The following is a 26824-nucleotide window of genomic DNA, read 5'->3' as shown; positions in this document are numbered from 1 at the left end:
TGCAATTCAACAGATTAAATTACCCAGCCCGGCTATTTGCCAAGCGCTGGCGATTCAGCTATTTTTGCCTATCAATCAAGAAACAGCGCGGGAAAAACCCTTGATGTTACCCACCATAAAGTAAAATTGGTTCTGTTATAATATTGAAAAATCAAGCATAACAGTGCTTTGTATGCTGTCCGTTTCGTTCTGAAACCCATACGGGTAAAACCATTGCAAAGTAAACGTAACGCAAAATGATTCGTCCATTGGTCTCACGACTGGCTCCCTGGCTTGTCGTGCTCGTGGTGCTGACCTACTGGCTGGACAAGATGCAGCAGCCCGGCGTTCAGCAAAATGGCGAGTTGCAGCAGGGCGTGGATTACATCATCGAAAATCTGGATGGGATTCAGGTTGATTATACGTTGGCGGCACATCGTCTATTTACTGCTCACACACTGACGCATTACCCGCAAGGGGATATTACTCACTTGGAGCAGGTGAATTTTACCAGCATCGAACCCGATCAACCCATGATCAGAGTTAGCGCCGACCATGCGGAACTGACCGAAGGTGGCAAAGATATTTATCTCAGCGGGAACGTCTCGGTGATCAGGGGAGAAGACGCGGATCGAGATAAAGTCACCATGCTGACTACTTTTTTACACCTTATTCCGGACGGGAGTACTGCCAAAACCGATCAGTCCGTCGTTGTGACCAGAATGAATAGCACGATCAACGCTGTGGGAATGGTATTGAACAATCAAACCGGGGACATTCAGCTCTTGTCACGGGTCAGCGCTAGAGATGAACGTACTCGACGCTAACGTCGCACGACGGCAAGATCCTGGAGTACAGTTCAATCAGTCGCTGCGATGATTGTTAAATTGAAATACCTGACATTTATCGGATTTCTCTCACTGGAACAGCGCGCCATGCAACTTATTTTTATCTCGCTTGCTTTTGTTATGATGGCTCTTTCAACCGCTGTCATGGGCGAGCGTGCGGATCGTGATCAACCGATTCATTTGGAAGCGGATCACGCCACCGTTGAGGACTACAAACGCAAAGGCGACTTCCGGACCAGTATTTTTACCGGCAACGTTGTGCTGACGCAAGGCACGCTGGTGATCCGCGCGGACAAAGTCATCATGAAGGAGGATCCAATTGGCTATCGCTATGCCACAGCCTATGGTGATTTGGTCAGTTTCCGGCAGAAACGCGATGGTGTGGATGAATATATTGAAGCCTGGAGCAAGCGCGTTGAATACGACGATAAAACCGACAAAATAGAATTATTCGGCAAGGCCCGCCTGAAGCGGGGGGGCGATGAAGTGGAAGGCGATTACATCTCGTATGATATCGCACGGGATTTTTTCCAGGTAAAAGGAAAACTGCAGCCCAATAACGAGGTTGATTCAGATCGCAGAGTACGTGCGGTCATTCAACCCAGAACCAAACAGGCTGACGAGGAATCACAAAATTGACGCAATTCCAGGCACATTGAAGTCAAACTGGGTGATGCATGAATGAACTGAGAGCCGAAAATCTGCAAAAAAGCTACAAATCGCGCAAGGTGGTGATCGATGTATCGTTCTCCGTCCGGAGCGGAGAAGTGGTCGGCCTACTCGGCCCCAATGGGGCCGGTAAAACTACTTGTTTTTACATGGTGGTTGGATTGGTGCCGGTCAACGGCGGCGAAATATTCCTAAACGAGCATAATCTGAGCCTATTGCCGATCCATAAGCGCGCACACTTGGGTTTGAGTTATCTCCCCCAGGAAGCTTCTGTTTTCCGCCGGCTTTCCGTCGAAGACAATATTCTGGCAGTTCTGGAGTTACAACGCCTGACAAAAGAAGATATCCAACAGCGACTGGATGATTTGTTGCATGATCTGCATATCAGTCATTTACGAGAAAGCACGGGCATCAGTTTATCGGGCGGGGAGCGGCGGCGCGTGGAAATAGCCCGGGCGCTGGCTTCCCAGCCGAGATTTATTCTGCTTGATGAACCTTTTGCAGGGGTGGATCCTATCGCTGTCATCGATATTCAGCGGGTCATTCGCTTCCTCAAGACGCGCGGCATCGGTGTCTTGATCACCGACCATAATGTACGGGAAACACTGGGAATTTGCGATCGTGCCTATATCATCAGCAACGGGACAGTACTTTCCAGCGGCGAACCCAATGCACTCATCGCCGACGAGCGTGTCCGGGAAGTCTATTTAGGAGAAAATTTCCGGCTTTGACAAGTGGAAATACTTTCACACTCAGGAGCTTGACTGTTTTTCATGAATACGAAGCCTTCTCTTCAGCTCAAACTGTCTACTGGTCTCACGCTGACCCCGCAATTGCAGCAGTCGATTCGATTGTTGCAGTTGTCAACGCTTGAGCTCAGCCAGGAAATCGCTCAGATCGTGCAGGAAAACCCGCTGTTGGAATTCGATGACGGAAACGATCGTGACGAGTTCGAAACCGGCGATTTTTTGGATAGTTTCACTTCGATGCTTTCCTCCGATTCCGCCGCATCGCCCGACACGCCCGCCATGAGTGAGAATACCGACACCTTGATCGATCAGCTTGATGAACAGATGTATGGCAGTCAGGAACCCCGTTTCGATATGGCTGACGATGAAGAAGGTGACTCGGATTTTTCACAACTGGCAGCAAAACCCACCAGTCTGCGTGAACACCTTTTGCAGCAAATCAGTTTAAGTCAGCTGTCTGAACGAAAGAAGAAAATTGCCGGTTTATTGATCGATAGCCTGGATGAAGAGGGTTATCTGACCCAGGATCTGGATGAGCTGACCCATATGCTTGAGGCTGAACTGGGAATCGGTGTTGAGGATTGGCAGGCGGCACTTGAATATGTCCAGCAACTCGATCCACCGGGAGTGGGCGCGCGCAACCTCAAAGAATGCCTGACGCTGCAGCTGCATGCACTGCCCGAAAATACGCCTTTCCGCGAGGAGGCACTCGAACTGGTCAGTGAGCACCTTGAAAGCCTCGCGGCCAAGAATTTCCGCCAGCTGAAAAAAGTTTTGGACTGTGACGAGAACTGCCTGCAATCGATCCAGCAGCTGATTACACGGTTGAATCCCAGGCCAGGCGCCAGTTTCAATACAAGCACGGCGCGCTATATCACGCCCGATGTGATTGTAGCCAAGCTCCACAACAACTGGACCGTGCGGCTCAATCCGGATTCGATCCCGCGCATCCATATCAACCATTTATATGCGCGCATCCTGAAACATCACCGGGATGAAACGACTCAGCCCTTGATGGGCCAGCTGAAAGAGGCACGTTGGCTGATCAGAAACGTCCATCAACGGCTTGAGACCATACTCCGAGTCAGCCAGGCAATCGTCAACCGGCAGCAAGCCTTCCTGGACCATGGTGAAATAGCCATCCGGCCGCTGGTCATGCGCGAAATCGCAGAAACTTTGGGTTTACATGAATCAACCATTTCCCGTGTCACGAATCAGAAATTCATGCGAACCCCTCATGGTATCTTCGAACTCAAGTACTTTTTTGGCAGCCATGTCAGCACAGAATCCGGCGAGACCTGTTCGGCCATCGCCATACGTGGTTTGATTAAACAATTGATACAGAACGAAGATCAGAGAAAACCGCTCAATGATGGCCAGATCTCGCGGATACTCGCCCAGCAGGGCATCGTGGTCGCCCGCCGCACGGTTGCAAAATATCGGGAGTTCATGCATATTCCCCCGACCAATTTACGCAAGGCACTCTAGGAGGCTGTCCGAGAATAGCGATCGTAGCGAGGGCGAAGCTGACTGAGCGGGATTTTTCGATCATTTGAGGCGAATAGTAGTTCTATTCAACGAAAAGGATCGGAAAATCCGGCCAGCCAGGCTCGTCCGCAGTAGATCAGTCTGTTCTCGGACAGCCTCCTAGGTTATCTTAAAACCGATCCTCTAAAATAAGGAGAAAGAATGAATTTAAATCTCACAGGCAATCATGTCGACATTACTCCGGCAATGCGCGAATATGTGCTTTCCAAAATTGACAAAATTACGCGCCATTTTGACCATGTCATCGATATCAGCGTTATTCTATCCGTAGAGAAACTCAATCAAAAGGCTGAGGCGACAATACATGTCAAGGGTAAGGATATTTTCGTCGAGGCCGACGGTCCCGACATGTATGCCTCGATCGATAGCCTGGTGGATAAACTCGATCGCCAGATTCTTAAATACAAGGAAAAAAATATCGATCGCCGCAACCATCATGGTGGACTAAAAGACCAGGAAATCAAGGAACCTGAATAATACTCGCTGTTCCTGTCAGGATCTGTCAACCCATACTCGAGCGATTTAAACCCATGATCGAACGCTAAAACCCGAGGCGGGTTGCAGATGATGTCATCAAGTTCCGAACAGGAACTCCCTGAATGAATCAGAATCCATCTACTTAGCAATGGAAAAGATGCAGCGAATCCTGCCTTCATCTACAGTGATACGCCTTTGAATTTCCTTAAGTGACCTGAATATTTATGAATCTCATTTCCCAATTATTGCCGGAATCCAACGTCATCGTTGATCTGGATGTAGCCAGTAAAAAACGCGTGTTTGAACAAGCCGGCTTATTGTTTGAAAACACCTTACATGTAGCACGCAGCCAGGTTTTCGACAGCTTGTTCGCGCGTGAAAAACTCGGATCGACCGGACTTGGGCAAGGTGTCGCCATTCCTCATGGCAGAATTAAGGGACTACGCGAAGCAGCCGTAGCACTGGTCAGAATGAAGGAAGCCATCCCGTTTGATGCGCCAGACGGCCTGCCGGTCAATATCGCCTGCATCCTGCTGGTACCTGAGAAGGCAACGGATCAGCACCTGCTCATCCTGAGCGAACTGGCGCAAATGTTCAGCAATAAAAACTTTCGCGAAAGATTACTGCATAGCAGGGATGCTAAAGAGATTCATCAGCTCATCTCTGACTGGGCGCCCGAACATGTCTCAAGTTAACGTTGCCCAACTGTTCGAGGATAATGAGGAGAAACTCGGTCTGCAGTGGCATACACCCCCTGGTGCCGTCCATAAAATCATCGATGACCATCTCATCGCCGCATCTCCCCAGGGCTTGATCGGCCATTTCAACTTGATTCATCCCAACTGGGTACAAGTGCTCAGTCGTGCTTCAATCAATGATCTCAATCAGCTTGATTCCCCTTCCCTCGAAAAAGCACTGCAACGCTTGGTGAACAGCGATCTGAGTTGCCTGATCGTGGCCGATGATGCGCCTGTGCCGGACAGGGTCGCAACGTTCGCACACCACACCCGCACACCGCTGATTCATTCCAGCAGTAAAAGCACGGAAGTTATCTGGATCCTGCATTCCTATCTTGCAAGAGTTCTGGCACCGGTTATCAGCCGGCATGGGGTATTTCTGGATGTACTCGGGATGGGTGTCATGATCACTGGAGAGAGCGGAGTCGGCAAAAGCGAGTTAGCTTTGGAACTGATCAGTCGCGGACATGGGCTGGTCGCGGATGATGTCGTTGAATTGCACCGGATCGGTCCGGAAACGCTCGAAGGCTATTGCCCGCCACTGCTTCGAGATTATATTGAAGTACGCGGCCTGGGAATGTTGAATATCCGGACCATTTTCGGTGAAACCGCAGTTCGCCGCCGCAAGAACATGAAACTGATCGTGCACCTGGAAAAAACAGCTGGCGATCTTGTCAACACCTTTGAGCGCCTGCCTTTGAGCAACCTCGATGAGGAAATCCTAAATGTCCGCATCCGCAAGGTCACCATTCCGGTAGCAGCCGGCCGCAATCTGGCGGTACTGGTCGAGGCCGCTGTCCGCAACTATATTTTGCAGCTGCGAGGAATCGACAGCACTCAGGAATTCGTGCGCCGGCATGAACTGGAAATGGCCGGAAATGTGGCCGAACATTTTGATGACCCCAAAGATTAAGGGCTATAACCTTTACAACTGGCAGCTTGTTCCAGTATGGACCGTCCTTCCACCCACTGAGCCATGAGCCATCCAGAAAAAATTATCACCGTCGCCTTAACGGGCGCATCCGGCATGCCCTATGGCATCCGCTTACTGGAAATTTTGCTGCAACTGCGGCACAGGATCTATTTGCTATATTCACAGGCCGCCCAAATCGTCGCGCAACAAGAAATGGGGCTGACACTGTCCTCCCGCCCGAAAGAAGCCGAAGCATTTTTGACCGGATATTTCAAGGCTGAACCAGGACTGCTCAAGGTATTTGGCCGGGAAGAATGGTTTGCGCCGGTTGCATCCGGCTCCAATCCAGCCGATGCGATGGTGATCTGTCCCTGTACCATGGGCACTTTGTCGGCAGTGGCAACCGGCCAAAGCCAAAAGCTGATCGAACGCGCTGCCGACGTGATGCTAAAAGAACAGCGCAAGCTGGTTATAGTACCCCGCGAAATGCCCTTTTCCATCATTCATCTGGAAAACATGTTGAAACTGGCGCAGTGCGGTGCAGTCATTCTCCCTCCCAATCCCGGGTTTTATTATCATCCCCAGACCATTCAGGATATCGTCGATTTCGTTGTCGCGCGCATACTCGATCATCTTGGCGTTGTACATCACTTGATGCCGCGCTGGGGTGACCCTGAATAGCGGCATTTGTCTTTACCGGTTTGCATCCCCTGCTGGTTGTGGAGAGCATGGTTTACCTTGCGGCATTTCTGAGCGCACAATCCGTTATCGATAGCGGCTGCAGGCCATGGTCGGCACGGTAAAAAATAGACTGCTCGGTTACAACATAATCCATTGCAATATCGTATTGTTGCGGATGTATGGTCGGTAACCTGAGAATCTCAAACGCCACTCCAATACTCAGTGGGCGTGGATTCATGGCGGCCAGCGTGCGATCGAAATAACCACTGCCATAGCCGAGCCGATAGCCCTGTCCGTCAAATCCAAGAATCGGAATAATCACGGCATTTATTGCTATTTCATCGGTATTGTCGGGCACTGGTATACCATACGCATCCTTTTTCATGGGTGCCCCGGGCCACCATTCGATGAACCTGAGCGGTTGACATTTTGCAACGACTTCCGGCAGGGCGAGCTGGGCGCCTTGAATTCTAAAAAAGTACATGGCGGGCAAAGGGTCATATTCACCTTTATGCGGCCAATAAAAACCTATTCGCTGGCGAGCCAGCATCGGGAAACCTTGTGTGAGCGCATTCGTGATGGATGCACTCCAGCGGCTGCGTTGTGCCTCCGTTATCTGCCGGCGCAATTGGCGCAAGCGTATACGCTGCTGCTGCTTCCAATCCTGATGCGCGCTACTGTGAGACATGATTGCAAGATTGAAATACTGTTTCGGTGATGGACAATAGTTTTTTGACAGGCACAGGGATAGCGAGCTCCCTTGCCTCTTCAATCGTCACCCAGGTTCGATCGGGCGCTGCGCATGACGGCCCGGGCATAACCAGCCGCAGAAGCTGGGGATAAATGCACAGTTTAAAATGCGTAAAACCATGATTCAAACACGGCAGCTCGGTAACTTTCGACACACGCAAATTGATATTGCGCGCACAATAATCGATGCTGTCCTGATCGACTGCCAATTCAGGAAAGCACCATAACCCCCCCCAAATACCAGATGGCGGCCGCTTTTCAAGAAAAATCCGGTTGTGGTCGATGACAATCAAATGCGCAGCTGCCTTGACAGGCAACGACTTTCTGGGTTTGGGCGTTGGCAACACCGCAGTCTGATCATGCCTGTAAGCAACGCAATCGGATTGCAATGGGCAAAGTTGACAACGCGGCCGGGCGCGCGTGCATACCAGCGCACCCAAGTCCATGAGCGCCTGGGTATAGCTCGCCATCGTTTTGCTATCAGGCCCCTGCGGCAACAGGCGCTCCGCCGTTTGCCATAGCTGCGCCTCGATCGCGCGTTCCCCCGGATAGCCGCGAATGCCAAAATAACGCGCGAGTATCCGCTTGACATTGCCATCAAGAATAGTGCAACACTCACCAAATGCAAATGCGGCAATCGCCGCCGCAGTCGAACGGCCTATCCCCGGCAGCCGTTGCAGCACTGTCCTGTCATGGGGAAACTCACCACCATAGTCTTCCAACAGCAGCTGGGCAGAGCGGTGCAAGTGACGCGCGCGCGAGTAATAGCCCAGACCACTCCACAAGGCGAGCACTCTCTCAAGTGGCGCCTGGGCCAAAGATGACACATCCGGAAACGCTCGCATAAACTGCTGATAATAAGGAATGACTGTCAACACTTGCGTTTGTTGCAACATCACTTCCGATACCCAGATCGCATAAGGATCGCTGGTGCCCTGCCAGGGCAGCCCATGCCGACCATGCTCAAGCTGCCACCTAATCAATCTGCCGGCAAATGCCTGGCTCATGACATATAGCTCACAATCAGCCCGTATACTTCAAAGTGACCGCACCTATCGCATCCACCAGCCTCGCATAGACGCGCCAGCCAAGGCAATACTGATAAATCACGTGAACGATTCCTCCTGGCCCAAATAACGCCATTTGCCTTGGGGCAAATCGGCCAATCTGATGCGGCCGATACGAACCCGCTTGAGTCCGGTCACCTGCAAACCCACCAGCTCGCACATGCGCCGGATCTGGCGTTTCTTACCCTCCCGCAACACAAACTGTAATTGATCGCGGTTCAAGCGGCTGACCTTTGCTGGCTTGAGCGGCCGGCCGTCGAGCTGTAAACCATGATTGAGCAAGGCCAAGCCTTCCACGGTAAGGTTACCGGCCACTCTTACCAGATATTCCTTTTCGATCTGGGAATGCTCGCCGATCAATTGGCGGGCGATTCGGCCATCCTGAGTCAATACCAGCAAGCCTTGCGAATCGATATCCAGCCGCCCGGCCGGCGCCAGGTGCTTGAGATGCTGCAGACTGAAGCGGAGTGGAGAGCGGTCGAGATGATAACGCGATGCGGCACTGATGAGACCGGCAGCCGGCCGGTAACCCGGTTCCGGCTGTCCCGATACATAGCCTATGGGTTTGTTGAGTAAAATGGTGACCAGCTGGTTTTGCCTGGTCATTGCAGCATGATTAAGGGTAATCGTTTGCGAAGGGTAGATCTTGATGCCGAGCTCGCTCACCGGCTGGCCATCCACGCAAACCCAGCCTTGTTCGATATAACGATCCGCTTCACGGCGCGAACACAATCCTTTGCTAGCCATCAGCTTGGACAAGCGAACTTTTTCCACGTCTGGATCTGGCTATTGCCTGGTTTGCTTGTGTCTGGGCGACATGGAACGGTTGGCCATTGTTGCATCGGGCAGTTTCGCCAGCGATTTCAGCCCGAGATGAAGCGCCGCCTTGGCCAGCATATGAGCACTTACAGGAGCCGTCATGAACAAAAACAAAGTCACCAACACTTCGTGCAAACTGGCGCTTTGTTCGATGATGCTGAAATGCAAGGCCGATGCGATCAACAAGCAGCCCACCCCTAAGGTGGTTGCTTTGGTCGGACCATGCAAGCGGGTGTAGAAATCCTTGAGACGGGCCAGACCCAGGGAACCGATAAAGGCGAACACAGCACCCGTCACAATCAGCAGTGAAATAAGAAATTCCAGCATGGCTTATTCTATGATGTCGCCGCGCAGCAAATATTTGCAGGCCGCCACCGTGCCGACAAAACCCATGACGGCGATCAGCAGCGCCGCTTCAAAATATAATGGACTGGTCAAATGTATCCCGAGCAGGATCAGCAAGGCGATGGTATTCACATACAGCGTATCCAGCGCCAGAATACGATCGGGCAGACTCGGGCCACGCAGCAGTCGCCAGAAACTGAGCGCCACTGCCGCGCTCACCAGGGTGAGTGCAATCACCACGGCTATATTCAACATGGTTCAAATATCTCCTTCAACGGGGCTTCATAACGTGATTTGATCGTTGCCACCAGCGCTTCGGTATCGGTCTCATTCAGCGCATGCACGAGCAGGTAGCGATGATCGGGAGAAACGCGGGACGAGACCGTGCCGGGCGTCAAGGAAATGACATTGGCCAGAAAACTGATTGCCAGATCGGATTTGACATCCAACGGAACATTGACAAACACCGGTTGCAGCCGCTCCGGCCTGCCCAAAATCAAACGCGCAACGGTGAAGTTCGCCAGCACGATATCCAGCAGGAAAATACCCAGGAAACGCATCAGCAGCATTGGTTTGTATATCCGCACCTGTTCCGGCCAGAACTGCAGCGTCAGCACCGGCAATACCCAGCCAAGAAACAGGCCGAGTACGATTTGACCGGCTTCCAGGCTATTGACCAGCAATAACCAGATCAGGGTCAAAACCGGTGTCAGCAAGGGATGGGGCAATAAGCGTCGCATCAGGGTGTTTTCTCCAGAGTCATGACCGCCTGTATGTAGAAAGACGGCTCCAGCAATTGCTCGGCGGTCAGCTGGAGAAATCCGGTAACCGGTCCAGCCCAAACCACCAACACCACACAGAGTGCCAATAAACCAGCGATCGGCAACACTTCCCGCGTGATCGGGACAGGTACGGCAGACTCCGCCTGGCCCCGTACCGTCTGCACTTTATAGAACAGCAGGCTGCCGCTGCGGGCCAACGCTATCAATGCAAGCAAACTGGTCGTCAATACGATCCCCATGATCCAGACCAGCTGCGGATGCGCCAAGGCGGCCTTCAGTATCATGAATTTGCCGATAAAGCCGGACAGTGGCGGTAATCCCGCCAGCAGAACGGCTGTCATGAAAAACAATCCGCCTATCAAGCGCGCATGAGGGAGGGACGGTCCGGATTCAAAACGGTCGATAAACTCGCCCCGCCGGACTGCGATGGTATTCGCCAGCAAAAAGCAAGCGGCCGCGGCAAACGTGGAATGCGGCAAGTAATACAAGCCTGCCACAATACCGGCCTGCGTATTCAAGCCGATGGCAGTCAACAGGGTGCCGACCGAAGCGATCACCAGATAAGCTGTCTGTTGACGTAAACCTGTGCTGGCAACAACTCCGAGCATCCCGATCACCAGTGTCAGCAATGCCAGCGGCAGCAACCATGGTTCGATCAGGTTAGCGGCCAACCCTGCCTCGGCCCCAAAAATGAGCGAATACACGCGCAGTATGCTGTAAGCACCGACCTTGGTCATGATCGCGAACAAGGCCGCAACCGGCGCCGAAGTCTGTGCATAGGCATTCGGCAGCCATAAATAAAGCGGAACCAGTGCCGCCTTGAGTGCGAATACACCAAACAGCAACAAACCTGCCACCTTGATCAACGGCACATGTTCAGCCGGCAAGGCAGCCACCTTGAGGGCCAAATCAGCCATGTTGAGTGTTCCCAGGATGCCGTAGAGTATGCCGACGGCGAACAGGAACAAGGTTGAGCCGACCAGATTGATCACCACGAAATGCAAACCCGCCTTGGTGCGCAATCGTCCACCGCCATGCAGCAACAAACTGTAGGAAGCGATCAACAGAATTTCGAAAAATACGAACAGGTTAAACAAATCTCCTGTCAGAAAAGCGCCATTCAGGCCGAACAACTGCAATTGAAACAGCACATGGAAATGCCGGCCGGCCTTATCGACATCGAGCAAGGCATAAAGCAGGGAAAACAGCGCAATCAGCGCTGTGATCAATAACATCCAGATGGCCAGCCGATCGGCCACCAGCACAATTCCAAACGGCGCGGCCCAATTACCGAGAGAATAAGTGAGAATATCGCCCTGATTGACCAGTGCGAGCAATTGGCATACCAGAATAACCTGAATAAATACCGAACCGATGCTCACAGCCCGTTGCAGAAAAGGAGGCTGTTGGCGCAGCAATAGCAACCCCACGCCGGTTAGCAATGGCAGTAAAACCGCAGTAATGACCAGATGTGTCGTCATGGTTTGTGGATTCCATCGACATGATCATTACCCATTTCCTTGAAGGTCTTGAGCGCCAGCACGATCACGAATGCCGTCATGGCGAAGCTGATCACGATCGCCGTGAGAACCAGTGCTTGTGGAATTGGATCGGCATAGCCATCAGCTGTTTCGGTGATGATTGGCGGTGCACCGATCGTAAGCCTGCCCATGGCCAACAGGAACAAATTGGCTGCGTAGGAAAGTAGTGTCAGGCCCAAAACGACCGGGAAGGTGCGCCCGCGTAGAGAAAGATACACACCGCAGGCGGTCAGCACCCCAATTATGAGAGAGATAATCGCTTCCATCAGCGTATTTTATTGCGGGTTGGAATTGAAGAATGACTATCAGTATGGATCAAACCCAGGTTGACAATGATCAACACGGTCACACCCACGACAACCAGAAACACCCCCAGGTCAAAAGCCATGGCCGAAGCCAATTCAAATTCCCCTACCAGGGGCCAATGCAAGTGGCTGAAAGTGGAAGTCAGGAATGGATAAGCGAAAAGCCAGCTGGCCAGACCGGTGCTTGCCGCAATCAGCAGTCCCGCGGCAATCATGGTTTGCATATCGAAGGGGATGCGCGCCTGGGTCCAAGTAGTGCCTTGTGCCAAGTACTGCATGATCAGCGCCACGGCCGTAATGAGCCCTGCGATGAATCCTCCTCCAGGCAGATTATGTCCACGTAAAAAAATGAATATGGAAACCAGCAGGGCAAGTGGAAGCAGCAGACGTGTCAAGGATCCCATGATCACCGGATGCTTGTCCTCATCCCATTGATCGGCCTTGAAATCGGCTACCGAGCCTTTCAGCTTCAATCCCTCGAGCATGGCGTAAATGCCCAGTCCTGCCAGCGCCATCACGGTAATCTCACCCAAGGTATCATATCCACGAAAATCGACCAGAATTACATTGACAACGTTATGCCCGCCCCCCCCGGGTACGCTCTCTGCCAGAAAATATTCCGCAATCGTCGCATAGGGCCGGGTCAAAACCGCCCAGGTCAACAATGCCATGCCGCTGCCAGCGCCCAGGGCCAGCATACCATCCCGCGCACGCAGCCAGTTTCTGGATTCGCCTGGCGTAAACTGCGGCAAAAAATAAAGTGCCAGCAGCATCAGCACGATCGTGACAAATTCCACGGATAACTGGGTCAGTGCCAAATCTGGGGCCGAAAATTTAGCAAAAATCAATGCCACACCCAACCCGACCACACCGATCATGATCAGTGCGACCAGCCGCTGCTGATGCAATACTGCAGTACCGACCGCGGCGAGCACAATAACGATCGCAACCAGCAGACTCACGCCATCCACTGGCAGCAAGGCGCGTTCACCAGTGAACGCGAACGGCTCGCCGATCAATCCGCCTATGCCCAGCATCAAGGCAAATACAACCAGCACCCATACCATCCTTTGCAAAGAATCGGTATGCAAAAAACGGGTAACACCTTCTGTCAAATTAAATAGTTTATTCAGAACAATATTGTAGAGGGTTTTCATGGCCGGCCACTCACCCGAGCTTTGCCGCAGCGCAAAAAAGAAGCTGAAAAAATGATAAACCAGCACACCGCCTATCAACGCTATCACACTCATCCAGAAAGCCGTATTCAATCCATGCCAAATAGAGAGCGTATACTCAGGCAAGGGCGCCTGCAACACACCGCTGGCTGCAACGGCCAGCAAGGGGGCAACGGTCAGATTCGGTACTATCCCCACCACCAGACATAGCACCACCAGAATTTCCACCGGGACTTTCATCCAGCGCGGCGGCTCATGAGGCGTTTTTGGCAAATTGGTGGGCGGTCCATTGAAAAATACGTTATGAATGAAACGCCAGGAATAAGCCACCGCGAATATACCGGCCAGTGTCGCACCCGTCGGCAGCAGCCATCCCCATGGCAAATCGATATCGTGCAATGTTTCCGCAAAAAACATCTCCTTGGAGAGAAAACCGTTTAGCAACGGCACCCCTGCCATGGCAGCAGCGGCCACCATGGCCAAGGTCGCGGTATAAGGCATGAATTCCCATAATCCCCTGAGCCGCCGCATGTCGCGCGTACCGGCTTCGTGGTCGATAATTCCCGCCGCCATGAAGAGTGAAGCCTTGAAAGTCGCGTGATTGATGATATGAAATACGCCCGCAACGGCTGCCAAGGGTGTACCGATACCGAATAACAGCGTAATCAACCCCAGATGACTGATGGTCGAATAGGCCAGCAATCCTTTCAGATCATGTTTCCATAAGGCGATATACGCGCCTGAAAGCAATGTGATCAGGCCGGCGACACTGACCAGCCAGAACCATTCCGGTGTACCGGACAGGGCTGGAAACAGCCTTGCCAGCAGGAAAACGCCGGCCTTGACCATCGTCGCCGAATGCAGGTAGGCAGAGACTGGCGTAGGCGCTGCCATCGCATTGGGCAACCAGAAGTGAAAGGGAAATTGTGCCGATTTGGTAAAGGCGCCCAACAAAACCAGTATCAGCATCGGAAAATAAAGCGGGTGGGAACGAATGATCTCACCCGATTCGAGTATGGACGTCAATTCATAGCTGCCAACAATCTCACCCAGCAGCAGAAATCCCCCCAGCAAGGCCAGCCCGCCCGCGCCTGTGATGGCCAATGCCATGCGCGCCCCACTGCGGGATTCCTGCCGATGTTGCCAATAACTGATCAACAAGAACGAGGACAAGCTGGTCGATTCCCAGAATATCAGCAGCTGGATGACGTTTTCTGACAGCACGATGCCCAGCATCGACCCCATAAACAACAGCAGATAAGCGTAAAACCGCCCCATATCGTCCTGTGCGGACAGATAATAGCGCGCATAAAGCACGACCAGTAAACCGATTCCAAGAATCAACAGAGCAAACAACAATCCCAGTCCATCCAGCCGGAAGGACAGATTCATGCCCAGCATCGGTATCCATTCCAGCTGGTAGAAAATGCTTTGCCCTGCAAAAACGGCCAGCGCTTCCGGAAACAACAAGCTGAGCGCGCCCACACTGGTGACACCAGCCAGCCAGGCTGCGTGCAATCGGCCCAGTTTAGAAATCGCAGCAGCAAAGGGCGCGGCAAAAAAAGGGAAAAACACGACCAGCAATAAACTCATACGATTACAATTTTATTGTTCTTGTTTCATTCACGGGGCCGTTATTATGGCACTTTTTGTTGAGGGTTTGCGGCTTGATCCCTGACGGGAACACGCCAGATCAAAATTGCCAATACTATTGCAATCGATAGCAACATACCCTTGAGCCACCAGGAAGGCACAATCAGAATGGAACTGCCAAAGGACAGGGACATCAATAAATACGCCCAGCGCTTGGCTTGGCGCGGCATGCTGCGATGCTCGCACCATTCGCGTATGATGGGCCCGGCGATGCGGTGGTTGAGCAGGAAATCGTGAAAACGCTCCGAGCTGCGCGCAAAGCAAGCAGCGGCCAGCAAAATAAACGGGGTAGTGGGCAATATTGGCAGAAATATCCCCAATATTCCCGCCACCAATGCACTCATGCCAATACTCAAGTACAACCAGCGCATGAGCGGCGAGTGATGCAACTGCAGTACATGAATATTGATTTGAGTACGATCTGTTTGTTTAGTAGATTCGGTAAGCATATCCATCAGGTAAACAAGCAATTAACACTGACATTCGTCGTCGTTCCATGTGACAGAACCATTTCTTCGATCGTTCCACGTCCCACGAACGCCCATGCTGGTGTGCTTGACCGGTTCAGAAAACCTGAACCAGCCAGTGGCTGCCTAAATGTCGATATTTCTGGCCCGTAGGGCATTGTTTTCGATGAACGCGCGCCTGGGTTCGACCACGTCACCCATCAGGGTCGTGAAGATTTCATCGGTCAAAATGCTGTCTTCAATCTGAGCGCGCAGCAAGCGGCGATTATTCGGATCCATGGTCGTTTCCCATAGTTGATCCGGATTCATTTCACCCAACCCTTTGTAGCGCTGGATGGAAATTCCTTTCTTTGCCTCTTCCAGCAACCACTCCAAAGCTTCCTTGAATTCATGGATGGCAGTCTGATGGTCACCGCGCTTGACCACAGCGCCCTCACCAATCAAACCATGGAGAACTTGCGCTGCTTGCTTGATCTGAGCAAAATCGCCGCTGAGCAAAAAATCCTCGTCCAGATAACTGACATGGGCATTGCCATGCTGCATGCGCATGATTTTGAGACGGTAGCGTTCGAAATCCTCATCGTAATCTGCGCTCACCTCAACATCAACCAGCAAAGTGGACAGGCTGGCAGCGCTCGCTTGCGCACTGGTTTCGGTGCTCAAATCAAGATCTGGTCGTTTGAGCAAAGCATGCATGACTTTATGGTCGATCAGGCGGCTCATTCGTTCGATCACCGCTTCGGCAAGCAGATATTCATCCGCAATTTTCGCCAGGGTTTCGCCAGTCAACGGTGGCTTGTCCATGCCTGGAAAAAGTTCCGCATCAGCCAATGCCAGGCCAAGCATATAACGCTTGAGCTCATAATCATCCTTGAGGTAACGCTCCTGCTTGCCATGTTTGATTTTATAAAGCGGGGGCTGGGCGATAAATATGTGGCCGCGTTCGATCAGCTCGGGCATTTGCCGGTAAAAGAAAGTCAGAAGCAAGGTGCGGATATGTGAACCGTCCACATCCGCATCGGTCATGATGATGATGCGGTGATAGCGCAGCTTGTCGGGATTGTATTCGTCTTTACCGATACCTGTACCCAAAGCAGTGATGAGAGCGATAATTTCCTGGGAAGAAATCAGCTTGTCAAAACGTGATTTTTCGACATTCAGGATTTTTCCCTTGAGTGGCATGATCGCCTGAAAGCGGCGGTCCCGTCCCTGCTTGGCGGAACCACCAGCCGAATCCCCTTCCACTAGGTAAAGTTCGCATAACTTTGGATCTTTTTCCTGACAGTCCGCCAATTTTCCAGGCAACCCCATGCTGTCCAAGACCCCTTTGCGGCGCGTCAGTTCGCGTGCCTTGCGGGCCGCCTCACGCGCTCTGGCCGCTTCGATGATCTTGTTGCAAATCATTTTGGCATCGTTGGGGTTTTCGAGCAGGAAATCCGAGAATTTCTGAGAAACGATTTCTTCGACGACTGGCCGGACCTCTGACGATACCAATTTCTCCTTGGTTTGCGAAGAAAACTTGGGTTCAAACAGCTTGACCGAGAGCACACATGCCAGCCCTTCGCGCATATCGTCACCGGTGGTATCCACTTTGGCTTTTTTAGCCAATTCGTTTTTTTCGATATAGTTGTTAAGGGTACGCGTCATGGCCGCACGCAACCCTGTCAAATGGCTACCGCCATCTTTTTGTGGAATGTTGTTGGTAAAGCATAAAACCTGTTCGGCATAGCTGTCATTCCACTGCATGGCGATTTCGACAACGATATTGTCCTTGCTGCCTTTGGCATAGAAAATGGATGGATTAAGAATCGTTTTACTTCGATTGATATATTCGACGAAATTACGAATACCACCCGTGAAAGCAAAGGCCTCTTCTTTGTCTGCTCGCTGATCGATCAATTTGATCTTGATGCCGTGATTCAAAAAAGACAACTCTCGCAGACGCTTGGCGAAGATATCGTAATGATAGGTAATATCACCAAAAATAGCCTTGCTGGCGAGAAAATGCACTTCTGTCCCATGTTTTTCGGAATGGCCAGAAACCTTGAGCGGCGCCACCGGCACCCCTGCCCGGAATTCCATTTGATGGACGTTGCCACCTCGGCGGATCGTCAGGCGCAGCCATTCGGATAAGGCGTTGACCACCGAAACCCCCACGCCATGCAGTCCACCGGATACCTTGTAGGAATTGTCATCGAATTTGCCGCCGGCATGCAGTTCTGTCATAACGATTTCGGCTGCGGAACGTTTGAATTCATCGTCTTGCTTGATACCAGTCGGAATTCCGCGGCCATTGTCATGAATGCTGACAGAGTTATCAGGATGAATAATGACAGAAATATCATTGCAATAACCTGCCAGTGCTTCGTCGATAGCGTTATCGACAACTTCAAACACCATGTGATGCAGTCCGGTACCATCGCTGGTATCACCGATATACATACCAGGCCGTTTACGAACAGCATCCAGTCCTTTCAGGATTTTGATGCTGTCTGAATCGTAGTCGCGTGTGTTGCCATCATTTCTTTTGGCAGAACTGGAGTTATCATTCATTACTTGGCGTCACTTTATTAAAATATGGTGGAGAAACGGTTTTTAACCAGCATATATTTGATTACTCGCGCATCGGCATCAAAATATGCTTGAACCGTTCATCATCGGGTAGGGTGATCAATATACCACTTCGCAGACTTTCAAATGAGCAGCTGATATTGTCGCTATCCAGATTGTTTAACACTTCAATCAAATAGGTGATATTGAAACTGGCATCGATGGCTGTCTGATCATAGTTGATTTCGACTTCTTCCTGTGCTTCTTCCTGTTCGTTGTTTTGGGCTGAGATCGATATTTTGTTATTTGCGATATTCAGGCGAACGCTTCGAAATAAATCATTGGTATTGGAGATAATTGCAATCCGTTGCAATGCATGCAGCAATTTTAACCGGTTGACACTGAACTGATAGGTTCTGTCTTCCGGCAGGGCACGGCTGAAATCAATGAATTTTCCAGCGATGACCTTGGATATCAGCATGGCATCCGAGAAGCGGAAGCAGATTTTTTTGGGAAATACTTCGATTGTTACCGGTTTTTCACTGTCTTCCAGCTGTTTGGCCAATTCCAGGACCGTTTTGCGCGGGACAATAGTCTCGGAGTTATCAAACGGGTTCTCCAGAGGGATGAATGTCAGCGCTAAACGATGGGTATCGGTAGCAACCATCGTTAATCGGTCTTGTTCAATTAGCAATAGCAGCCCGTTCAAATAATAACGGAGATCCTGCTGCGCCATCGCATGCTGCACGCGTTGCAGATGTTTTTTGAAAACCTGTTGTGTCAGGGTGTAGCTGATTCCGTCGGGCTCGTCTTCCTTGAGCATGCGCGGAAAATCCTCGGCGGGAAGCAGCTGTAAATTGAAACGGCTTTTACCGGAAACAATTTGCAGACGGTTTTCCGACTTTGTCAGTTCAACATAGGTATCACTAGGTAATGCGCGCAGAATATCCAGAAATTTTCTGACAGAAACAGTCGTTCTCAGGACTTCCTGGTTTTCAAAGTCGGGACTGTAGCGAACGGCTTCGGCTTCGATTTCCAAATCGGTCGTGACATAGGTCAGTTTCCCGTTGCCGATTTCAATCAACACATTAGAGAGAATGGGCAGCGTATGCCTGCGCTCCACAATACCGCTTACCACTTGCAGGGGTTTAAGCAGCAAGTCTTTATCAGTTATAGTTAATTTCATCTAATAAAAAGAAAATAATAGTAATAATAAACGATTTAATCCGGGATAACTTAAAATTATTTTTTATATCATCAAGTTAGAAAAAATTTTTAAACTGTATAAGTCGGGAATGTGTTGTGGATAAGATGTGAACAAATTTTTGTTACCGGTTTTTATCCGAGTTATCCACAAACTTTTTAAGTTTAATCAACTTATTTATCCACAATAGTATGCATCAAACCGACATAAAAATGAGGCAGGATCAAAATGGATTTATCCATCGTCCACGAAAATTCAGCTACGAAGTGATTGTTATGCCATCACTGCGGCACTGGAAATCCAATCGAGGAGTGATTCCATATCCAAATGTACCTATGAAATTTGACAATCATTCGAAAATTGGAATTCCAGATTGGGTTCAATAAATCCATGTGCTTTGTAGTTAAGGTGGAATATCCATTTGTTACGTAAACCGAACGCGCTGTTTGGGAATTTTCGTTTTATGCCCATTTCTCCAACGCCATATCCATTGCAACGATATATTGTCTTCAAATAGCATCTGGATGAACGCAGCCCGTTGGACCTCGCCATGAACTGTATTCCAATCAAACGAATTTTGAAAATAAACAATACATGCTCGTACTTATGCTGCTATACGATCAATCGTCTAATATTATTAATCAGTTCTTAAATAAAAAATGATAATAGTAATAAGCAGAAGCCAAATCCGGGATAAGTTAAAAAATTATATTACATCAGATAGTTAATTGAAATTTTGGGATTGTATAAACAACGTATGGGATGTGGATAAAATGTGGATGAGATTAACAATTCAAGTTTTCTCTGAGTTATCCACAAATTATCCAGGTTATCCTCGCAGGATATGAATCAGGGTGTTGTAATCGCGGTTGATCGATGGATCTGAAGTGCGCAGTTCCATGATCTTCCGGTAGGCGTGTAACACGGTTGTGTGGTCTCTTCCGCCAAAGGCTTCACCGATATCGGGCAAGCTCAACTGAGTCAGTTCTTTGGCAACGGTCATGGCGATCTGCCGTGGTCTGGCAACGACCCTGGCGCGCTTCTTGGAATACATGTCCGCGACCTTGATTTTGTAGTAATCGGCCACGGTTTTCTGGATGTTTTCAATTGAAATCTGCCGGTTCTGGACAGCGAGCAGATCCTTTAATGCTTCCTTGGCCAGTTCCAGGGACAGCGGTTGCCCGGTAAAGCGTGAATAGGCCAAAACCCGTTTGAGCGCGCCTTCCAGTTCCCTGACATTGGAGCGTATATGCTTGGCTATGAAAAAAGCGGTGTTTTCATCCAGGTCGATATTGTCGATGGCGGCTTTTTTCAACAGAATGGCAACACGCATTTCAAGCTCGGGCGGCTCGATTGCGACAGTCAATCCCCAACCAAATCTTGATACCAGACGCTCCTCTAGGCCGGATATTTCCTTTGGATAGCAATCGGAAGTAAGGATGACCTGTTTATGCGCTTCGATCAGGGCATTGAAGGCATAGAAAAATTCTTCCTGGGTCCGGTTTTTTCCACTGAAAAACTGCACATCATCGACCAGCAGCAAATCGAGTGAGTGATAATAAAGCTTGAATTTGTCGAATGATTTATGCTGATAGGCACTGACTACATCCGATACGTATTTTTCTGCATGGACATAACGTATTTTCGCTTCGGGATCATGTGCCAGTACATAGTTGCCGATGGCATGCATCAGATGCGTTTTGCCCAATCCGACGCCGCCATAAATGAATAACGGGTTATAGGCGATGCCAGGCCGCTCGGCCACCTGAATCGCGCCCGCGCGCGCCAGCTGGTTGGCTTTACCCGTAACGAAGGCATCAAAAGTGAAGTTAGGGTTGAGTTGGCTCGGATTGGACTTCTTGGATGTCACGGCACGCAACCTGCTGGTGACAGCTTCTTTGGCGGCCTCGTTTTTCTTTGTCGGGACAGCCGTATTGGCGACGGCGCCGCTTTCCTGGGCATCATATATGGCGAGTTTGATATGGACCGGCTCAGGAAAATGATTCTGTGCCATTTCTTCGATATGCATGATGAAGTTGTCCTTGATCCATTGCAACACGAAGCGGTTGGGCGCGGTTAATAGCAGCGTATTGTCTTCATCGGGTGAAGATTCCAATTTCAACGGCTTGATCCAGGTATTAAATTGCTGTCCGTTTAATTCCTGTTTGAAATGTTCAAGGCAGGCATGCCAGAAAGTCTTTATTTTCTGCATAACAGATTGACGTTACTCCGAACGTGATGTCGATAAATTCTGAAAGAGAGGAAATACAAATGAAATCAGCAAAGCGTATCCGCGTGCTGACGGATATATATGCTGGCTGATTGCGGTACCGCTGTCATGGCATGGGTTTAGCCGCTGACCAGACCCGTTATGGCGGCAGAGTGTCGCGCTTTCATCAACACCAGCAGCCCTGCGGGATATGAAACGAGCATCGGATAGAGACATAAAGGGATCCCGGGCATTGGGTGCTGAACTCTCATACATGCTTTGGCTGGAAGCAGTAGTATAATAAAGTTTTCTCGCGAAAGCTGATTTAGTTTAAGCCGGGTTTGCAAGCGCTGTAACTTTTGTCAAGGCTTGGAAAATTGCCGGATACGCCTGACTAGCTATTTTCGACTGTAAACGGATATCACATTTTCGAATGACTGCACTAGCCATCCATGCTTCGCAACTCGGCAAGTGCTACCATCTTTATGCACATCCCAGAGATCGTTTGAAACAATTCCTGTGGCGTGGCAGACGCCACTATTACCGGGAATTGTGGGCATTGCGGAATATTGATCTGACTATCGCGCCGGGCGAAGTAATCGGTATCATGGGCCGTAACGGTTCGGGCAAATCGACTTTGCTGCAATTGATTTGCGGCACATTGACCCCTTCTTGTGGAGAGGTTGCGATCAATGGCCGTCTGGCTGCTTTGCTGGAGCTGGGAGCCGGGTTCAACCCGGAATTTACCGGCCGTGAAAATATCTGGTTGAACGCCGCTATCATGGGGTTGAGCCAGGAAGAGATCAGCGCCCGGCTTGAGTCCATGATTGAATTTTCCGGGATCGGAGATTTTATCGATCAACCGGTTAAAACCTATTCGAGCGGGATGTATGTCCGCTTGGCATTTTCGGTGGCGATCAACGTCGACCCTGATATTCTGGTGATAGATGAAGCTCTGTCGGTTGGAGACGGTGCTTTTGCACGAAAATCCTTCGAGCGCATCATGCAGCTGCGCGATATGGGTAAAACCATCCTGTTCTGTTCCCATTCACTGTTTCAGATCGAGTCGTTATGTAACCGCGCGCTCTGGATTGAGCGCGGACAACTCATGGCCGAAGGAGAGACACAATCGGTCACCGCCGCTTATCAAATGTTTTTGGATAAACAGGCGATCACTGATTCCGGGAAAAAAACTGAGTCGGTTGAAAACCACAAGTCCGTGCCTTCCTCTGCCGCTGGAACAGCATCGAGTCAGGTGCGCTTGGAAAATATAGTGGTTGAAGTCGACGGAAAGGGATGTGATCAAGTGCTGGCCTCGAGTGGCCGGTCCACGGTTTCGGTCAAGGTCGCGTTTGTTTCAGATCCCGGTCTGCCTTGCCCAAATATTGGGGTAACCGTGCATGCGACAGATGACCGGGTGCTTTCCAGCGCCGGAACCTGGGAGGATCATGTTGTGCCGGCGCGCGAGCAAAATGGAAAAGGCGTTGCGACCCTGGTGATGGCCCATTTTCCCATGCTCAAGGGTGAATACACGATCAGCGTATTCTTGCTCTGTGAACGTGGCATCCATTTGTATGATTCGGCGCTTGGGGTGGCGACGGTGCGTGTGCAGCAATCGAGCCGGTTGCAAGGTTATTTTGTCATGCCGCATCAATGGAAAGTAGACGATGAATAAGAATGTGCGCAGTTTCAGACAAATCCCATATCAGAGTGAAACTGCGGTTCATGCTATGACTCAAGCTATCGATAGTGATGTCGACAGCCTGCCTGCATGGGAGCAAAACATGCACGCCGCCTGTAAAAATCTGGCTTTTCCGCTCAATGTCTATGCCTATGCACTGATCCTGGAGGAAGGACAGGTCGATGCCCTGCATTATGGATTGTTTCAACGTGACGATATGTCCATCCGGCAAGCCCAGCAGCATTCGACCGATCTCATCCTGTTGCGCCTGCCGGCTTCACCCAGCCGTATTCTGGAAATTGGCGTTGGCCTGGGCGCGACATTTTCTTTACTCACTCAGCAGGGTCACCAAGTACATGGCATTACGCCGGACAGTGCACAGATAGCCTGCTTGCAGGCGCGTTTCGGGCAGCAGGTGGCGGTCAGCTGTCAACGGCTGGAAGATTTTGAAGCCGCTGCAGAAAGTTTTGACTGGCTGCTATTTCAGGAATCGGCTCAATATATCAATCCTTTGGTGATTTTCAACCAGGCGCTCGGTTTGTTGCCTTATGGCGGCAGTATTCTGATTGTCGATGAGTTCGCTCTGCGCCGGACTGAAGCGCATCAGGAAGGCCTGCATTTGCTGGCCGATATATTGACCCTGGCCGACCGGCTGGGGTTTGAACTGGTCGAACATATCGATCTGTCGAGCATGGCCGCGCCCACATTGGAACATTTGCTGCGTATGACTCATGCGCATCGGCAGCGGTTGCAACGAGACCTGGGGTTAGAGGCTGGTGTCCTGGCGCAACTGGATGAATCCAACCGGCATTACCGTAAAAAATATGCCGAGGGTATCTTTGGCTACGCCTTGTTGCATTTCCGAAAAAAAACCATGCCCAAATGGCGGGTAGACTTGCTTGGGGAGCAACGCGCAGCGGAGATGCTGAGCTTGTTCGAGCAAGTCTTCGGTCACAGCATGTCGCCACAGCTATGGCGCTGGAAATATGGCCGCGCCAACAGCCAGGCCCTGGGCATATGGCGGGATGGCCGCTTGGTCGCTCACTATGGCGGTATGTCGCGTGCAATTCTGCTGTTCGGAGAAGCGAGGACTGCGGTTCAGATAGGTGATGTCATGGTTGATCCTGCCGAGCGGGGGGTCTTGACCAGAAAGGGGCCTTTTTTCCTGATGGCGGCAACCTTTCAGGAGCGCTATATTGGCTATGGCAAGGTGTTTTTGACGGCCTACGGATTTCCCAATGAGCGAGCCATGCGGGTAGCCGAACGGCTGGGATTGTATACCGGGGTGGGCAGCGTAATCGAAATCGAATGGAAGCCCGCTGGTAAAATGCCACACTGTCTGACGCGGCTCCAGCCCATCGATGACTGGCATGAGATCTGGCAAACATCCGCGATCGATGCGCTTTGGCATCAAATGGCCATGGAGTTGCAAGACGCAATTGTTGGCGTGCGCGATCAGTCCTATTTACGCGCGCGTTATTTAGACCACCCTGAACATGCTTACCAGCTGGTGCTGGTGGTTAGTCGCTTCGGTACAGGCTTGCGCGGATTGATGGTACTGCGGCATGATCCACATGAAACTGAAATCATGGATTTAATTGCCCCGCTGCATGCAATGCCACTGATGGTCTCCCATGCCCGAAGAATTGCCGGTATCCATGGCAAGAACAGGCTGTTTTTGCGTATTCCCAAAAATTTTGCTGCCCGTTTTACGGCAACCGGCGGTGTCCAGACTGGAGAGGAAATTCCTATTCCTACGCCAGCATGGAGTCATGCGCCTGCAGCAGAAATGCTACACAATCACTGGTGGTTGACAGGGGGGGACATGGATTTCAGGTGAAATCCATGCTTTTCTGCCGATGTTGGCACGATCAACTTGAAATGAAGGATTGTGAACAGTTTGTTGCATCTCGCTTGACGATCCGCATTAGAATGCCATTTTGTAATTTCACTGAGCCCTTTCCTTATCGTGCTTGACAGTAGTCCCGAGTTTCCTCTCTATCCCAACGCTTCGTTCGATATCAGCGCTTTTCGGAAAGTGCTGGTGTTGGCACCGCATCCAGATGATGAAGTCTATGGATGCGGCGGTTTGCTGCGCTTGCTGGTTGAACAGGGCGCAATAGTGCATGTTCTAGTTTTCACCAATGGCGCACAAGGCGGTGACAGCGATTCAGACGAATTGATTACCAGGCGGCGTGCGGAGAGCCAGGCTGCCGCCACTGTGATTGGCTATAGCGGGCTTACGTTTCTCGATTATGAAGATCGCTCGCTGGGCTTTGACGATGGACTGATCCAGACACTGCTGGAGAGTTTGGCGGAGCATCAACCAGACTTGGTACTTGCACCGGCCATTACGGAACGGCATCCCGACCACCAAGTGCTGGCATTGGCTGCCGTAGAAGCGCTCAGGCAGCTCGATCAACCTGTAACGCTTGGATTTTACGAAGTTTCGGCACCCTTGATCGCCAATGCATTGATTGATATTTCTTCGGTTTTCGAGCGCAAGGCACGAGCCATGTCCTGTTTTGCTACACAGGAAGCACTTGAGCCCTATCGCCAACGCCTGCTCGCTCTCAACCAATACCGTGCTTATTCACTGGGGGCAGATGTCGCTGCGGCCGAAGCTTACCAGATAGTTGCGCCTGGCGAGCTGAGGCGATCCTTTGTATCATTGCTGCAACCTGCGCTGAGGCTGAGGCGCAGCCAGCAGCTGGCGATTGATGCGGCCGAATTACCTCTTGTCAGCGTGATCATTCGCAGTGTCGACCGACCCTCACTGAATGACGCCATCGCGAGTGTCATCGCGCAAACCTATCCCCGCATAGAAATGGTGGTAATCGATGCCACGGGGGGCCGGCATCGCCGTTTGCTCGACTATCTGCATAATCGTTCAGTGCGGTTGGTGCAATCTGAACAACCTTTGTCACGGGCAGCGGCTGCCAATGCCGGACTGCATGCAGCCCGGGGTGATGAGCTGATTTTTCTGGATGATGATGATTTTTTCTATCCGCAGCATATCGCACGCCTGGTCCAGGCGCGTGCCCAATCCCCGCAGAATCTGGCCGCGTATGCGGGAGTTGAGGTGGTTGATGCGGAAGGCAAGCATTTGCTGACTTATGATCACCCGTGGGAATTCGAGCGTTTGCTCGTTACCAATTTCCTGCCGATTCATGCGGTCTTGTTTTCCCGGCGACTGCTGGACCAGGGTTGCCGGATCGACGAGAATCTGCCCATTCTGGAAGACTGGGATTTTTGGTTGCAAATTGCCCAGCTGACAACGCTGAGCCATGTGCCTGGCGTCAGTGCGGTTTACCGGTATGGAAAGGGTTTTTCGGAGCATACCAAGCATTATCGGCAATGGCGCCGGACGGTGGTCATGAAATGGCTGGAAAAACTCGGCACAACGCCTTTTGAACAGGCTTTTTTCTGGGCGGCCACTCATTTGGACGAGGCTTCCCAGCTGGTCACTTACCGGGAAAAGCAATTGGCTGAATGCCAAAATTCATTGAATGAATATCAAGCACAATTAGCTGACATGCTTGGCCAACTGCAGCATGTCCAGCAAGAGACCCGGATGTTGCAAACAACCCTGGATTCACTGTTGAGCTCACGTAGCTGGCGGATTACCCAACCATTGCGACGCTTTTCACAACTCATTGATCGTATTCGATAATA

Annotated in this window: 24 protein-coding genes; 11 read left to right on the top strand and 13 right to left on the bottom strand. The window is 51.0% G+C overall.

Features of this window, described 5'->3' with window-relative positions:
* The first annotated feature begins 236 nt into the window (after nucleotides 1-236).
* From lptC to BLV85_RS03285, 8 genes are all read left to right on the top strand, one after another.
* Entirely contained in the window at nucleotides 237-806 is a 570-nt protein-coding gene (gene lptC, locus BLV85_RS03320) for an LPS export ABC transporter periplasmic protein LptC (protein ID WP_090412107.1), read from the top strand.
* A 48-nt stretch (nucleotides 807-854) separates the two neighbouring features.
* Entirely contained in the window at nucleotides 855-1466 is a 612-nt protein-coding gene (gene lptA, locus BLV85_RS03315) for a lipopolysaccharide transport periplasmic protein LptA (protein ID WP_342707021.1), read from the top strand.
* 38 nt (nucleotides 1467-1504) lie between these two features.
* On the top strand, nucleotides 1505-2227 hold the full coding sequence (lptB, locus tag BLV85_RS03310; protein WP_090412105.1) for an LPS export ABC transporter ATP-binding protein: 723 nt from the start codon (nucleotides 1505-1507) through the stop codon (nucleotides 2225-2227).
* Nucleotides 2228-2269: 42 nt separating this feature from the next.
* Complete coding sequence (locus BLV85_RS03305) at nucleotides 2270-3733, top strand: RNA polymerase factor sigma-54 (protein WP_090412103.1); 1464 nt, start codon at nucleotides 2270-2272, stop codon at nucleotides 3731-3733.
* Nucleotides 3734-3934: 201 nt separating this feature from the next.
* Nucleotides 3935-4270: a ribosome hibernation-promoting factor, HPF/YfiA family gene (gene hpf / locus BLV85_RS03300; protein ID WP_090412101.1), complete on the top strand. Its 336-nt coding sequence runs from the start codon at nucleotides 3935-3937 to the stop codon at nucleotides 4268-4270.
* A gap of 224 nt (nucleotides 4271-4494) precedes the next feature.
* Nucleotides 4495-4965, top strand: a complete 471-nt coding sequence (locus BLV85_RS03295; protein WP_090412099.1) for a PTS sugar transporter subunit IIA — start codon at nucleotides 4495-4497, stop codon at nucleotides 4963-4965.
* The gene (hprK, locus tag BLV85_RS03290; protein ID WP_090412097.1) at nucleotides 4952-5920 is read left to right on the top strand and encodes an HPr(Ser) kinase/phosphatase; all 969 of its coding nucleotides are present in this window, start codon (nucleotides 4952-4954) and stop codon (nucleotides 5918-5920) included. Before BLV85_RS03295 ends, hprK begins: the two co-directional genes overlap by 14 nt.
* Nucleotides 5921-5983: 63 nt before the next feature.
* Nucleotides 5984-6601 carry a flavin prenyltransferase UbiX gene (locus BLV85_RS03285; protein WP_090412094.1) on the top strand — a complete coding sequence of 206 codons (618 nt, stop codon included), beginning with the start codon at nucleotides 5984-5986 and terminating at the stop codon, nucleotides 6599-6601.
* A 52-nt stretch (nucleotides 6602-6653) separates the two neighbouring features.
* On the opposite strand, the gene BLV85_RS03280 is transcribed toward BLV85_RS03285, so the two are convergent.
* The 13 genes from BLV85_RS03280 to dnaA form a co-directional block, all read right to left on the bottom strand.
* Nucleotides 6654-7289, bottom strand: coding sequence for a 5-formyltetrahydrofolate cyclo-ligase (locus BLV85_RS03280; RefSeq protein ID WP_090412092.1), 636 nt, complete (start codon nucleotides 7287-7289; stop codon nucleotides 6654-6656).
* Nucleotides 7276-8358, bottom strand: coding sequence for an A/G-specific adenine glycosylase (mutY, locus tag BLV85_RS03275; protein WP_090412090.1), 1083 nt, complete (start codon nucleotides 8356-8358; stop codon nucleotides 7276-7278). Before mutY ends, BLV85_RS03280 begins: the two co-directional genes overlap by 14 nt.
* Before the next feature lie 99 nt (nucleotides 8359-8457).
* Entirely contained in the window at nucleotides 8458-9192 is a 735-nt protein-coding gene (locus BLV85_RS03270) for a pseudouridine synthase (RefSeq protein WP_090412088.1), read from the bottom strand.
* A 12-nt stretch (nucleotides 9193-9204) separates the two neighbouring features.
* Nucleotides 9205-9564 carry a Na+/H+ antiporter subunit G gene (locus BLV85_RS03265; RefSeq protein ID WP_090412086.1) on the bottom strand — a complete coding sequence of 120 codons (360 nt, stop codon included), beginning with the start codon at nucleotides 9562-9564 and terminating at the stop codon, nucleotides 9205-9207.
* A gap of 3 nt (nucleotides 9565-9567) precedes the next feature.
* On the bottom strand, nucleotides 9568-9837 hold the full coding sequence (locus tag BLV85_RS03260) for a K+/H+ antiporter subunit F (RefSeq protein ID WP_090412084.1): 270 nt from the start codon (nucleotides 9835-9837) through the stop codon (nucleotides 9568-9570).
* Nucleotides 9831-10322, bottom strand: coding sequence for a Na+/H+ antiporter subunit E (locus tag BLV85_RS03255; RefSeq protein ID WP_090412082.1), 492 nt, complete (start codon nucleotides 10320-10322; stop codon nucleotides 9831-9833). Before BLV85_RS03255 ends, BLV85_RS03260 begins: the two co-directional genes overlap by 7 nt.
* Nucleotides 10322-11845 (bottom strand): monovalent cation/H+ antiporter subunit D, encoded by a 1524-nt coding sequence (locus tag BLV85_RS03250; protein WP_090412080.1) that lies wholly within the window; start codon nucleotides 11843-11845, stop codon nucleotides 10322-10324. The genes BLV85_RS03255 and BLV85_RS03250 overlap by 1 nt, the downstream gene beginning before the upstream one ends.
* A complete protein-coding gene (locus BLV85_RS03245; RefSeq protein WP_090412078.1) occupies nucleotides 11842-12171 on the bottom strand; it encodes a Na+/H+ antiporter subunit C in 330 nt (109 codons plus the stop codon). The genes BLV85_RS03250 and BLV85_RS03245 overlap by 4 nt, the downstream gene beginning before the upstream one ends.
* Nucleotides 12171-14978 carry a monovalent cation/H+ antiporter subunit A gene (locus BLV85_RS03240; protein WP_090412076.1) on the bottom strand — a complete coding sequence of 936 codons (2808 nt, stop codon included), beginning with the start codon at nucleotides 14976-14978 and terminating at the stop codon, nucleotides 12171-12173. The genes BLV85_RS03245 and BLV85_RS03240 overlap by 1 nt, the downstream gene beginning before the upstream one ends.
* A gap of 44 nt (nucleotides 14979-15022) precedes the next feature.
* The gene (locus BLV85_RS03235; protein WP_342707017.1) at nucleotides 15023-15409 is read right to left on the bottom strand and encodes a YbaN family protein; all 387 of its coding nucleotides are present in this window, start codon (nucleotides 15407-15409) and stop codon (nucleotides 15023-15025) included.
* A 222-nt stretch (nucleotides 15410-15631) separates the two neighbouring features.
* The gene (gyrB, locus tag BLV85_RS03230; protein WP_090412074.1) at nucleotides 15632-18058 is read right to left on the bottom strand and encodes a DNA topoisomerase (ATP-hydrolyzing) subunit B; all 2427 of its coding nucleotides are present in this window, start codon (nucleotides 18056-18058) and stop codon (nucleotides 15632-15634) included.
* 61 nt (nucleotides 18059-18119) lie between these two features.
* Nucleotides 18120-19241, bottom strand: coding sequence for a DNA polymerase III subunit beta (gene dnaN / locus BLV85_RS03225; RefSeq protein ID WP_090412072.1), 1122 nt, complete (start codon nucleotides 19239-19241; stop codon nucleotides 18120-18122).
* A gap of 847 nt (nucleotides 19242-20088) precedes the next feature.
* Nucleotides 20089-21471, bottom strand: coding sequence for a chromosomal replication initiator protein DnaA (gene dnaA / locus BLV85_RS03220; RefSeq protein WP_090412070.1), 1383 nt, complete (start codon nucleotides 21469-21471; stop codon nucleotides 20089-20091).
* A 430-nt stretch (nucleotides 21472-21901) separates the two neighbouring features.
* Here dnaA and BLV85_RS03215 point away from each other — a divergent pair, with 430 nt between their 5' ends.
* From BLV85_RS03215 to BLV85_RS03205, 3 genes are all read left to right on the top strand, one after another.
* A complete protein-coding gene (locus tag BLV85_RS03215; RefSeq protein ID WP_090412067.1) occupies nucleotides 21902-23143 on the top strand; it encodes an ABC transporter ATP-binding protein in 1242 nt (413 codons plus the stop codon).
* A gap of 55 nt (nucleotides 23144-23198) precedes the next feature.
* Nucleotides 23199-24989 (top strand): GNAT family N-acetyltransferase, encoded by a 1791-nt coding sequence (locus BLV85_RS03210; RefSeq protein ID WP_176973906.1) that lies wholly within the window; start codon nucleotides 23199-23201, stop codon nucleotides 24987-24989.
* Nucleotides 24990-25118: 129 nt separating this feature from the next.
* On the top strand, nucleotides 25119-26822 hold the full coding sequence (locus tag BLV85_RS03205; RefSeq protein WP_090412063.1) for a PIG-L family deacetylase: 1704 nt from the start codon (nucleotides 25119-25121) through the stop codon (nucleotides 26820-26822).
* Nucleotides 26823-26824 lie beyond the last annotated feature (2 nt).

The organism is Nitrosomonas halophila (genome assembly GCF_900107165.1).
Taxonomy (GTDB): domain Bacteria; phylum Pseudomonadota; class Gammaproteobacteria; order Burkholderiales; family Nitrosomonadaceae; genus Nitrosomonas; species Nitrosomonas halophila.
This window is presented reverse-complemented; position numbering and strand designations above follow the sequence as displayed.

What these genes read in the sequence shown, in the direction of transcription:
- lptC (WP_090412107.1), top strand. Translation starts at nt 237, where the DNA reads ATGATTCGTCCATTGGTCTCACGACTGGCTCCCTGGCTTGTCGTGCTC.
- lptA (WP_342707021.1), top strand. Translation starts at nt 855, where the DNA reads ATGATTGTTAAATTGAAATACCTGACATTTATCGGATTTCTCTCACTG.
- lptB (WP_090412105.1), top strand. Translation starts at nt 1,505, where the DNA reads ATGAATGAACTGAGAGCCGAAAATCTGCAAAAAAGCTACAAATCGCGC.
- BLV85_RS03305 (WP_090412103.1), top strand. Translation starts at nt 2,270, where the DNA reads ATGAATACGAAGCCTTCTCTTCAGCTCAAACTGTCTACTGGTCTCACG.
- hpf (WP_090412101.1), top strand. Translation starts at nt 3,935, where the DNA reads ATGAATTTAAATCTCACAGGCAATCATGTCGACATTACTCCGGCAATG.
- BLV85_RS03295 (WP_090412099.1), top strand. Translation starts at nt 4,495, where the DNA reads ATGAATCTCATTTCCCAATTATTGCCGGAATCCAACGTCATCGTTGAT.
- hprK (WP_090412097.1), top strand. Translation starts at nt 4,952, where the DNA reads ATGTCTCAAGTTAACGTTGCCCAACTGTTCGAGGATAATGAGGAGAAA.
- BLV85_RS03285 (WP_090412094.1), top strand. Translation starts at nt 5,984, where the DNA reads ATGAGCCATCCAGAAAAAATTATCACCGTCGCCTTAACGGGCGCATCC.
- BLV85_RS03280 (WP_090412092.1), bottom strand. Translation starts at nt 7,289, where the DNA reads ATGTCTCACAGTAGCGCGCATCAGGATTGGAAGCAGCAGCAGCGTATA.
- mutY (WP_090412090.1), bottom strand. Translation starts at nt 8,358, where the DNA reads ATGAGCCAGGCATTTGCCGGCAGATTGATTAGGTGGCAGCTTGAGCAT.
- BLV85_RS03265 (WP_090412086.1), bottom strand. Translation starts at nt 9,564, where the DNA reads ATGCTGGAATTTCTTATTTCACTGCTGATTGTGACGGGTGCTGTGTTC.
- BLV85_RS03260 (WP_090412084.1), bottom strand. Translation starts at nt 9,837, where the DNA reads ATGTTGAATATAGCCGTGGTGATTGCACTCACCCTGGTGAGCGCGGCA.
- BLV85_RS03255 (WP_090412082.1), bottom strand. Translation starts at nt 10,322, where the DNA reads ATGCGACGCTTATTGCCCCATCCCTTGCTGACACCGGTTTTGACCCTG.
- BLV85_RS03250 (WP_090412080.1), bottom strand. Translation starts at nt 11,845, where the DNA reads ATGACGACACATCTGGTCATTACTGCGGTTTTACTGCCATTGCTAACC.
- BLV85_RS03245 (WP_090412078.1), bottom strand. Translation starts at nt 12,171, where the DNA reads ATGGAAGCGATTATCTCTCTCATAATTGGGGTGCTGACCGCCTGCGGT.
- BLV85_RS03240 (WP_090412076.1), bottom strand. Translation starts at nt 14,978, where the DNA reads ATGAGTTTATTGCTGGTCGTGTTTTTCCCTTTTTTTGCCGCGCCCTTT.
- BLV85_RS03235 (WP_342707017.1), bottom strand. Translation starts at nt 15,409, where the DNA reads ATGCGCTGGTTGTACTTGAGTATTGGCATGAGTGCATTGGTGGCGGGA.
- gyrB (WP_090412074.1), bottom strand. Translation starts at nt 18,058, where the DNA reads ATGAATGATAACTCCAGTTCTGCCAAAAGAAATGATGGCAACACACGC.
- dnaN (WP_090412072.1), bottom strand. Translation starts at nt 19,241, where the DNA reads ATGAAATTAACTATAACTGATAAAGACTTGCTGCTTAAACCCCTGCAA.
- dnaA (WP_090412070.1), bottom strand. Translation starts at nt 21,471, where the DNA reads ATGCAGAAAATAAAGACTTTCTGGCATGCCTGCCTTGAACATTTCAAA.
- BLV85_RS03215 (WP_090412067.1), top strand. Translation starts at nt 21,902, where the DNA reads ATGACTGCACTAGCCATCCATGCTTCGCAACTCGGCAAGTGCTACCAT.
- BLV85_RS03210 (WP_176973906.1), top strand. Translation starts at nt 23,199, where the DNA reads ATGACTCAAGCTATCGATAGTGATGTCGACAGCCTGCCTGCATGGGAG.